This window comes from Gluconobacter sp. Dm-62, from assembly GCF_018256155.1.
Classification (GTDB): Bacteria; Pseudomonadota; Alphaproteobacteria; order Acetobacterales; family Acetobacteraceae; genus Gluconobacter.
This window is the reverse complement of the sequence record NZ_JAERLY010000037.1, coordinates 1-9,943: the sequence shown is the minus strand read 5'-3', so window position 1 is coordinate 9,943 and position 9,943 is coordinate 1. Positions and strand designations below refer to the sequence as shown.

The following is a 9,943-nucleotide window of genomic DNA, read 5'->3' as shown; positions in this document are numbered from 1 at the left end:
TAACCTTACCCATAAACCCGTCCTCTCTCAGATCGGATTATAGCTTATCGTCCTGTCCGAAAAATGGGGGCCACCTCTGTGTTCGATAGTCAGGCAGAAGTCGATCAGTTTCCCATCCTATACAATGCCATGCTGAACGACCCGTATGGGCAGACTACTTTCCAGAACCAGCTCGTGCTTAGCCCCGGCGGCATGAGTGGAGCCAACCGCCACCGCAATTTTGAAACACTCGTACCTGGAGCAAGTAACCAGTATGTCTATGACACAGTGAGTCTTAACCGCACCACATGGTTGCCTGCGGGCCTATCGTGGATTTTGCAAGCCACGGGGCAGCTTGCCAGTACCAATCTGATGTACAATAATCAACTTGGCCTTGGCGGGCTTTACACCGCACGCGGCTATTTTACAGATACTGCTCTGGGCAGTGAGGGAGTCAGTGTTACCAACGAAATTCGCTCACCAGCTTTCAGTCTTTCCAAATTCATCGCACCTAACATCCCCGTGTATGATACTGAACAGGTGGGACTATTCTATGATTATGGCCATGTCTCGCAGGTGCACCACATTGCTCAGTCCGTGAACGAGGCAGATCTGTCCAGCATCGGTCTGGACCTGCATAGTGCTGTCGATCGTTATATCAACCTCATATTCAATGTTGGCTGGCGCCTGCACGGCGTGTCTGCCATACGCGAGCAGAATGGCTTCGGTAACAAAGGCGGGTTCGGAACACTCTCTCTTACGATTGGATATTAAAAAATATCCCGAAATTGTCAGCTGAAGGGTTCTTCGATCCCTCCAGCTGGAGGGATCGAAGAACCCTTGATTGATGTGCTTGGCCCATAATTTCTGGCTTTTGGCGATTTGATAGACGGTTCTTTGAGTTGTTTTCGATCTGCGTTTTGAGCAGATCGAGGGCTGCCATCCGCTGGATATCTACGCGCTCGCGCTGATCCGCTCCAGGAAGAGAAAGCGACGCATGTTGTAGACGATATTGGCCAGCCCGACCCTCATGGTGGCTCGCGTTATGCCTACAGTTCGGACGAACAGTCCTGTCTGCGATTTCTGATCGGCAAAGAGATGCTCGACACGGGACCGGATCACGGACTTTCCTGCATTGGACCGCTGGATATGGAGTGGCATGGGTTTAAGGTGCGGCTTTTTCCTGTGAACCTTCGAGACAAAGCCATGCTCCTCCATGAAGTCCTCGTTGGCTTTGTGAGCGATACGCCGTGTCGGCCCAAACCGTTGAGGCTGTGTTGCTTTTATCCAGCAGCCCCTCTCTCAAGCGCGCGCCATCGCTGGCTGCTGCATCCGTCGTCTTCCATTTCCGGATGAACCGGTATTTCCGGTCGATGGAGACATGGGATTTGTAGCCAAAGAATGGAATGGCGAGATCGCTGAATGGCATGGTTCCATCATCCTGCCGTTTTGCTTTCGTGAACTTCAGTGTCCAGCGCGCATGACGATCCTTGTGCGACAGCTTTCCGGGTTTGTCCTGCCAGTCTTCAGGAATACGTCCTTCCCGAAGATCGGCTTTCTCTGCGTTGGTGTTCCGCTGCTTTGGAGCAGCCACCAGTGTGGCATCCAGGATCTGGCCGGACATCGGTAAATACCCGGCGTTGCGGAGGGTCGCATCAAAGCGGTTGAACAGCCCATCGATCGCACCCGCCTGGGTCAGACGCTCGCGGAACAGCCAGACCGTTTTGGCATCAGGCACCCGATCTGAAAGTCCCAGACCAAGGAAACGCATAAAGGAGAGGCGATCGTTGATCAGATATTCCGTCCGCTCATCAGACAAATTGTTGAGCGTCTGGATGACCAGGATCTTGAACATTAGCAACGGATCAAATGGCGGTCGCCCGCCTTTGCTTCCGTCAGAATACGTCAGAGCCTTCTCCAGGTCAGGGCGGAAGACTTCAAGTTAATCGCCGAGCCCGCTCAATCGCGCAAGCCGCTCTTCAACATCAAAGAAACCCGGCTGCTTCATCTTCCACCATACCCAATCAACGTAGGAAAAATGGAATCATAAAGGCCGACCCAAAACCAGTGGGTTTTTCGAACCCTCCACCTTCGTCTGCCGAACCTGAAGCAGTTCAAGTAGATCCGGAGGCGAGATCCGCCTGCCCCGTCCGTTGAACCAGTGCCCTGTGTCAGGATGCTTCCATCGGCCACCCGGCAGCACCTGAAGATGATGTCCATGCGGGCGAGCGCAACGCTGACAGACACCCCCTGCCCGCGCGAACCGCACCTGTCGGCTCAGCTGGGGCCAGTTGGGAGGGTAAAGCGCTTTCAGTTCCGGTCGGATCGGCATCCCAGATCAATAGCATACAATCGGGTCCTGATCCCCGAGGTCGCAAAGCAGATCCCCTTCCAGCATGTCCCGGGCTCTGGCGGAACGCAGCGATGCGGTCTTATGCTCTCGACCATGGTGTCCTCTTCCTCCGATCCCGTCCGTTTGGCCGAAGCCCTCCTCTTCCAGAGCAGCGGTCCTGTCTCCCGGACGACGCTGGCGCGCGCCCTGGGAGAGGACGTGGATCTCGCTCAGATCCTGAGCCAGGTGACCAGACGCACCAAGGGGCTGGGGTTTGAGCTGGTCGCGGTCGGAGACGGCTGGATGTTTCGCACCGCGCCCGATGTGGCGGAGGCCCTGAGGGCGGTGCTGGAGCCCCCCCGAGAACGCCTGCCCCGCGCCGCGCTCGAAGTGTTGCTACTGATTGCTGCGCGTCAGCCGGTCACACGGCCCGAGATCGAAAGCTTCCGGGATGCCGCCCTACCCCAGAAGACCCTGACCCTGCTGCAAGAAAGAGGCCTCATTCACAGCGTCGGTCGTAAGCCGGTGCCGGGCCAGCCTCAACTCTGGGCCACGACCGAAACCTTCCTTGTCACCTATGGCCTGAAGTCTCTCACCGAACTGGACCCGCTCCTCGAAGGTTTGAGAGGTCCGCTATAGGCCGTTATGGGCTCTTTCTGCAGGATTTTTTGGACGACTTATCGTTGATCTAACACGTGGTAATGTTCTCTTACCGCGTGTTAGATCAAGGTTGCTTTAATTGTTGTCTTACGGCAGATTTATTGGATATTTCAGAGGGAAGATCACCGGCATGACAGTCCCGACAGATCCCGCAGAGCGTCTCTCCGAAGCGCCCTCCCCTGCTCTGCAAAGTGCCTTGGACGCCGCAAAAGACAGTGCCCGGACCGCAGCCTATGCACCCGAAACCCTGCGAGCCTATGCTCATGATTGGCAGGCCTTCTGTCACTGGTGCAACGAACACGACACGCCCCCACTTCCGGCCGCTCCTCCCGTCGTTGCGGCCTGGCTGCACAGTCTGGCACCACGTTTCAGCCGCTCGGCTCTCAACCGTCGCCTGGCTGCCATTGGCTATCAGCATCGCATGCGGGGGTTGGAGTGGAGCTCCGGCCATGCGGCCATCCGCACTACCCTCCGCGCGGCAGGGCGTGTGTATGGCGCGCCTCAGAAACAGGCCGCTGCCCTCACCTCCCAGGAACTCCGTAAGCTCGTCGCCCCCGAGCATAGCAAAACCGTCGAAGCGCTGGCGGATCTGCGCGATCGGGCCCTTCTGCTGATCGGCTTTGCCGGGGCGCTGCGCCGTTCAGAGCTGGTTGCTTTAACGACAGAGACCGTCCGGATCGTGGGAACCGGCGTGAAGCTCCATATCGCCCGCAGCAAGACAGACCCCGAACACCGGGGCGAAGAAATTTTTCTGCCGCGCGGCAGGCATCGCGAAACCTGTCCGGTTTTGGCTCTGGAGCGCTGGCTGAAAAAGGCCGAGATTATTGACGGTCCCCTCTTCCGGTCTATCAATCGCTGGGAGCAGGTGGGACGCGATGCCCTGCATCCGGATGCCGTCCGGCAGATCCTGCTGCGCCGTGCTGGGGTAACCGGGCTTAAGGTGCCTTCCGGGGAACGCCTCAGCCCGCATGGGCTGCGTGCCGGCTTCGTCACTGAGGCCTTCCGGGCTAATGCCCGTGACGAGCAGATCATGGCACACACCCGCCACCGGGACCTGCGCAGCATGCGCCGCTATGTCCGTCGGGCCCGTCTGGACCTGGATTCTCCCGCCCATCTTCTGGACCTGTAGCCCGTGCCACAGACAACGGCTGAAATCATCGCCGACGTTGATGCGACAGTCGCGCGCCTGGAAGCCTATCGTCTGGAACTGGAAGCACGACCCGTTGCCCACGGGTATCTCGAACCGGGCCCCAGTGACGACGATGAACTGGGGGGCGGCTTTCGTCTCCCCACCCGTCCAGCGCTCACCCGCCACACCCCAAGGCCACCGGCAAGCGGCACGGCATTTTCAATCGCCGGGTCAGAGCTGTTAGAGCCGAAGACCCCTCTTTCTCGTCCGCTATTCAATCCTCAACCGGACTGGCTGGCACATGTCTTGACCGTCACAGGGTCAGAAGCCGTGCTGGCCCAGTTCCGGGCGGCAGCAGCGGGGACTGGGCGTCTGTCGTGGGGACCGGATGTCACCAACCGCGAAGATCTGAGCCGGATCTTTCCCGTTGGGGACTCCCGGACAGCCGCTTTGATCGGCCAGATTGTCCAGACTCAGACGGTCCTTCTCGCGCAGGAGACAGGATCGAGCTCTGTTCCGTTTGACCTTAATGCCCTTTGTCCTATGCCTCTGGATCTTCTCTCCCTCGGCCCCGCTTCCCCCATGACACAAACGTGGCTGTGGGAGCACTGGGGAACCTCCCGGCCACTGCGGCAAGTCGAAGTCATGGACGGGCATCCGAAAAAGATCACCAACCACTGGAGTGTTTCTTTCTGGTCGGCGGACTGGACGCCTTGGCCGGCTCTTCGGGCCATTGCGACCCAATGGCCCGACCTCACCTTTTCCATACGCCCGCTTTACGATGTCTGAGGGACTGCTTTTGGAAGTTGGAGCCTGGCAGGGCCCGCTGGAGGCGCTGCTGCAGGCCGTCCGCCATCGTGCGATAGATCTTCGGACGCTTCCGCTGAGAGAGCTGATCGACCAGTTTTTGATCTGCGTGGAAGAGCGACTTAAAAACCGTCCTCTCGAACAGACTGCGAACGATCTTGTTCTGGCAGCGACCCTTCTTCAAATGCGCTCGGCTCTTCTGCTTCGGGAAGATACTGAAGAGCACCTTGCCGCCCACTCCGCAGCCGAGCAGCTCCAACGCGCCCTGCTTCGAAAGGACAAGCTTTTGCAAGCCGTGGAGTGCTTTGAAACTCGGCCTGTGCTGGGCGAAAGTGTTTTTGGACGCGGGAAACTGCCCCCCTCGCCTTCTGCTGCTGAGACAGCGTCTTCAATCCTCACCCAAGATCTACTGGACGCGCTTTTGTCAGCATCTCGTCGGAGGGCAAAGCTGCGGCCCCCAGAGAGTATCTTCCAGCCTTCTTTAGTACCGCGTGTTTCTGTTCAGGACGCTTTGGCATGGTGGCAGCGGAAAGTTCGGGACTATCCGGAGAGCACGTGGGACCTCGTCGAGGGCGTGATTCATTTTTCTCTTGGAGCCAGCCCTCAAAACCTAATGCAGCGCAAGGCCGCGTGGGCTGCTCATCTTTCGGCCGTTTTGGAACTTGAAAAACGAGGAGAATTATATCTTAGACAGTTGCACCTGCCACGAACATTTGCAGTTGATCGTCCCTGACCAGCTATCCCGGTAAGCTTACTGTCGCAATCAGCGGATTCAGAATTATCTTCGATATCTCACTGAAGTTAAGGCTAATTTTATCCTACATTTAGAAATTAGGCCATTAGAATCAATATGTTTGGTTCTCTATTCAAACGGTACGATGAGAAATTTTTGCACCGCCTAACGGCCAGCTTATTGTGCCATTCAGTTGTTTGGACTCTTCTCGCTCTATCCCCCTCGCTGTCCGCATCATCCTCTTTCACATCTTTTGGACTCTTCTCGCACCCTCTTGGACTTTCCTCGCTCATTGCAGACAGCCGTAATGCACAGCGATTTGAATTTAGAACAGTTATCCCCTGGGATCTCCTCGCTCATTTCTTGGGCTTTGCTCGCTACAATGGTGGTTATCCCTTGGACTCTGGTCGCGCATATCTAATAAATATATCTAATAATCTTCCTAGAGCGCGCGAGCAGAGTCCAAACCACGGCGAGTGGAGTCCAAGGGAGTTCTGTGGAAAAATCGCCGCGAGCAAAGTCCAAATTGACACCCGATCGTCGGCCATGGAAAGTCAGGTTCATGGGTGAAATACACAATCTTCTTGAACGCCATGGACTCCATGAAGCTCGGCGACAGGCGTCTCTCGATGGGCAGCTAAGCCGTGTATGTGTCGATGCTGCTCATGAAGTATTAAGTGATGAAGCTTTACAAATTGGCATCACTCATTCGGGCTTTGCGATGGCTGCTCTGCCTCATAAAAAGACTGAAGAGACCGTATGGGAACGTGAAGGCGGAGGAATCAAACTTCTTATTGAAAGCGGCTTAAACGACGACAAAACTCCCGTGGGTATTCCATACGGCTCAATGGCTCGTATGATTCTCCTCTATTTACAAACTCAAGCAGTAAAGACACAATCCCGTGAAGTCGAGCTTGGCTCTTCGATGAATGCTTGGCTTAAAGTAATGGGAATTACTGTTGGTGGGAAAACTTATAATTCCGTAAGAGACCAAGCAAAAAGAATCAGTCAGTGCAGACTAACATTTTTTCGCGTCCACAATGGAGCAAAAATGGTTAGTAACGGAGCATTTGTACGGGACGCAATCTTTCCAATTCAGGAAGATGAAAATCAACCTTCGTTTTGGAGAGAAGTTGTTCGTTTAGACGAAAGTTTTTACGAAAGCTTGATTGACCACCCTTTGCCACTTCGGGAAGTAGCAATTCGTCAAATATCCGGAAAATCAAAAGCGATAGATACATATATTTGGTTAGCTTACAGGCTACATATTCTCAAAGAACCAGTATCTATCTCGTGGTATGCTTTCAAAGGGCAGTTTGGACCAGAATATGCGCGTATGCGTGACTTCAAACGTGATATTACAGGCCCACTAAAACTAGCCCTCTCTGTTTATCCAGAAGCACACGTAGATGTTGATATGGAAAAAGGGTTGATACTATATCCCTCCCCTCCTCCAGTACCAGAGAGACGTATACTAGGGCGTTAAATATATACCTATTGATTCGAAAAATAAAGATAAGGCCAAATATTGCTTGTTAGGCGAAACAATAAGTAATTTGAATAATGCCTATATCGCTTTAGATATCATCTGGAAAATTATCGCTTGCCCAGGCAATAAAGCTATCAGGACGAATGAGCGAGATATAAAGGCCCCAATAGCCCTTCGCATGACAAGCGATGTAAGAAAGCTGATCCCGATAACAATCAGAAAGTTTTCGCAATGAATTGCTCTTACTGAGATCAAGTAGAAGAGTTTTTCCGTTTAAAAGATGTTCCTTCAGGTGCGTCCGGTCACTCAGTTCGAAATCACAAGAGATCAGGAATTTGGTGAGATCGCCATACAGGCTCTCAATGTTTGCCAGCCAAACTATCTGTAAACGTCCGCTTTCGAGAAGCATGTAGCCTGCATCTAATCGGCCGGAAGTAGGCGACTGCTGCCTGTCTGCTCCTACACTACTGAGCGGACAGACTAATCGGGGGGGTGAGCAGAATGTCGGCTGTTGGGCGGTAAGACTGGAAAATCGGTCATTCGTGCAATCGACTGTCACGACACAAATGGGCGTCTCCTGAAGATCAACCTGACAACCTACTTCGTCGGGCGAGAGCTGTCCGTCTCATAAGACCCCGCATATATGCAGTCGTCATGCCAGCGATAGGTTCATGGTCAGTGCCTGAGGACGGAGCAGAAACTGCGGCCAGCGCGAGGCTGAAGCACTCCCTCTTTTTGGAGGAAATTGCTGCAGACCGCCCCTGTTCTATCACTTTACCTTCGTAAAGGCATCGCGCAGGAAATGAGCCGCCTGGGCGACTGCGGCGGTGGCCGCCGGCGTCTTGGCGAGCGCATTAAGCATAACGAAATCGTGGATCGTCGCGTTATAGCGGGTCGTTATGACCGGCACGCCAGCTTCGACCAGGCGTCGAGCGTAGGCCTCGCCCTCGTCACGCAGGACATCGTTTTCATCTGTGATGACCAGCGCTGGCGCCTGCCCGTGCAGGATGGAGTCCGGCGTGTTCAGCGGCGAGACATGCGGCTGGGCGCGATCAGTGCCGGCAGGCAGATACTGGTTCCAGAAATAATCCATGGCTTTCGCTGTCAGCCAGGGGCCACTGGCGAACTCGCGATAGGATCCGTCATTCATCGCGGCATCGGTTACCGGATAGAACAGGAGCTGGGCTACGGGCCTGGGTCCATGCCGCTCCGCAACGAGCGCGGAGACGACCGCAACCATATTACCGCCGACGCTGTCTCCGGCGATGGCAATGCGGGATGGATCGATCCCGAATTCGACCGGATGACGAGCGACATACTCCAGAACCGCATAATCCTGCTCGATCGCAGTTGGATAACGCGCCTCGGGCGAGCGTTCGTAATCGACGAAGATGACCACCACACCGCTGCCCGCCGCCAGATCGCGCACGAGGCGGTCATGGCTGGCCGGGCCGCCCATCACCCAACCGGCACCATGATAATAGACGATGGCCGGCGCATGGTTCGGGGCGTCGAACGGGCGATAGATCCGGATGCGTGTGCTGCCGGTCGGGCCAACGGGGAGCACGCGGTCGGTGATCCGGGCAGAGGGAGCGGTGACCTTCACCGACGCCTGCGCGCCGTCCAGCAGCGCACGGGCATCGTGCGGCGACAGCGAGGGGATGGCCGGGACATGGGCGGTGGCGAGGTCGTTGAGGAAATGCTGGGTCGTGGGCTCCAGCACGGGAGCGGCGAGCGCGGGCGCGGCGGCAATAGCGGTAGCCAAGGCGATGACTGTGGAGAGGCGCTTCATGATGGAAAACTCCGTATCGATCAGGCTGCGATCGGCCTGTGAAGCATTATATATCGCACACGATAGTATCGTGCAACATGGGAAATTGCATAGCTCCTACGCATTAACATCGCCCGAGATTTGATATTGCGCGATATAATGGCTCTGCTTATGGAGGACGATATGAACGAAGACCCATCCACACCTGATCTGTCGAATTTCGTGTGCTTCTCGCTGTATGCCGCGAGCCACGCCTTCAATCGGCTGTACCAACCGCTGCTCGAGCCGCTCGGTCTCACCTATCCGCAATATCTGGTAATGACCGTCCTGTGGAGCAGTGACGGCAGACTTGTCGGCGAAATTGGATCACAACTCGATCTGGTCAGCTCCACCCTGACGCCGTTGCTCAAGCGGCTGGAGGGCGCTGGCCTTGTGGAACGCACCCGCGACCAGAAGGACGAACGACAGGTGCGCGTTCATCTGACCGAGGCCGGTCGGGCCCTGCGCGTTCAGGCCGAGACGATTCCGGCTTGTGTGTTGGCGGCGACCGGGCTGTCGATCACCGAACTGCGGGACTTGCGTAATCGGGTCGACCGGCTACGCCAAGCCGTCAGCTCTCCGCGTGCTCCGGGCTGCAATTCCGACGATCATTGAGCCTGTCATCCATCAATAACCATTTCCAGAGAGACTGGTGTTGAGTTCCCCCTACGCCCTAACAGAGACGAGCGGGGTCATCGCACTTGGCCGCCGGCACATACCGCGCATTTTAGGCGGGATGCTCGTGATGTTGGTCGTGATCGACAACAGCCTATTCTCGCAAGCCATGAACACGTCCGTTTCAGAGAAGCGAAGAGCGACGCTCTGGCTTCTGACATGTAGGCGACTGCTGCCTGTCTGCTCTAATATCGCTGAGCAAACAGGCAAATCGTGGAAGAAAACAAAACAGTTGGACTGCTTCCGGATAAAAGGTGCGGAAAGCTGCCAGCTGATTTCACAGTTTGAAAGATGCCCCTAACAGATTTTATCTCCACTCAAAGCCAGAA

9 protein-coding genes and 1 pseudogene are annotated in these 9,943 nt (G+C 55.6%); 7 read left to right on the top strand and 3 right to left on the bottom strand.

What is annotated here, in order from left to right:
- Positions 1 to 63 precede the first annotated feature (63 nt).
- Positions 64 to 753, top strand: coding sequence for a ShlB/FhaC/HecB family hemolysin secretion/activation protein (locus tag JK202_RS15870; protein ID WP_211562432.1), 690 nt, complete (start codon positions 64 to 66; stop codon positions 751 to 753).
- Positions 754 to 933: 180 nt separating this feature from the next.
- Here JK202_RS15870 and JK202_RS15865 read toward each other — a convergent pair.
- Positions 934 to 1,987: pseudogene (locus tag JK202_RS15865) on the bottom strand (IS5 family transposase).
- 438 nt (positions 1,988 to 2,425) lie between these two features.
- Here JK202_RS15865 and JK202_RS15860 point away from each other — a divergent pair.
- The 5 genes from JK202_RS15860 to JK202_RS15840 all read left to right on the top strand — a co-directional run bounded on the left by JK202_RS15860 (position 2,426) and on the right by JK202_RS15840 (position 7,126).
- Positions 2,426 to 2,950 (top strand): SMC-Scp complex subunit ScpB, encoded by a 525-nt coding sequence (locus JK202_RS15860; RefSeq protein WP_249200186.1) that lies wholly within the window; start codon positions 2,426 to 2,428, stop codon positions 2,948 to 2,950.
- 151 nt (positions 2,951 to 3,101) lie between these two features.
- Positions 3,102 to 4,100 carry a site-specific integrase gene (locus JK202_RS15855; protein ID WP_015074851.1) on the top strand — a complete coding sequence of 333 codons (999 nt, stop codon included), beginning with the start codon at positions 3,102 to 3,104 and terminating at the stop codon, positions 4,098 to 4,100.
- A 3-nt stretch (positions 4,101 to 4,103) separates the two neighbouring features.
- On the top strand, positions 4,104 to 4,889 hold the full coding sequence (locus JK202_RS15850; RefSeq protein WP_015074852.1) for a hypothetical protein: 786 nt from the start codon (positions 4,104 to 4,106) through the stop codon (positions 4,887 to 4,889).
- Positions 4,882 to 5,640, top strand: a complete 759-nt coding sequence (locus JK202_RS15845) for a ScpA family protein (RefSeq protein WP_015074853.1) — start codon at positions 4,882 to 4,884, stop codon at positions 5,638 to 5,640. The genes JK202_RS15850 and JK202_RS15845 overlap by 8 nt, the downstream gene beginning before the upstream one ends.
- A 562-nt stretch (positions 5,641 to 6,202) precedes the next feature.
- Positions 6,203 to 7,126: a replication protein RepA gene (locus tag JK202_RS15840; RefSeq protein WP_016738647.1), complete on the top strand. Its 924-nt coding sequence runs from the start codon at positions 6,203 to 6,205 to the stop codon at positions 7,124 to 7,126.
- A 91-nt stretch (positions 7,127 to 7,217) separates the two neighbouring features.
- Here the strand turns inward: JK202_RS15840 and JK202_RS15835 are convergent, their stop codons facing one another.
- On the bottom strand, positions 7,218 to 7,688 hold the full coding sequence (locus JK202_RS15835; RefSeq protein WP_249200185.1) for a hypothetical protein: 471 nt from the start codon (positions 7,686 to 7,688) through the stop codon (positions 7,218 to 7,220).
- 210 nt (positions 7,689 to 7,898) lie between these two features.
- Positions 7,899 to 8,894: an alpha/beta hydrolase gene (locus JK202_RS15830; protein WP_249200184.1), complete on the bottom strand. Its 996-nt coding sequence runs from the start codon at positions 8,892 to 8,894 to the stop codon at positions 7,899 to 7,901.
- A 165-nt stretch (positions 8,895 to 9,059) separates the two neighbouring features.
- Here JK202_RS15830 and JK202_RS15825 point away from each other — a divergent pair, with 165 nt between their 5' ends.
- Positions 9,060 to 9,554, top strand: a complete 495-nt coding sequence (locus JK202_RS15825) for a MarR family winged helix-turn-helix transcriptional regulator (RefSeq protein ID WP_082872822.1) — start codon at positions 9,060 to 9,062, stop codon at positions 9,552 to 9,554.
- Positions 9,555 to 9,943: the final 389 nt, after the last annotated feature.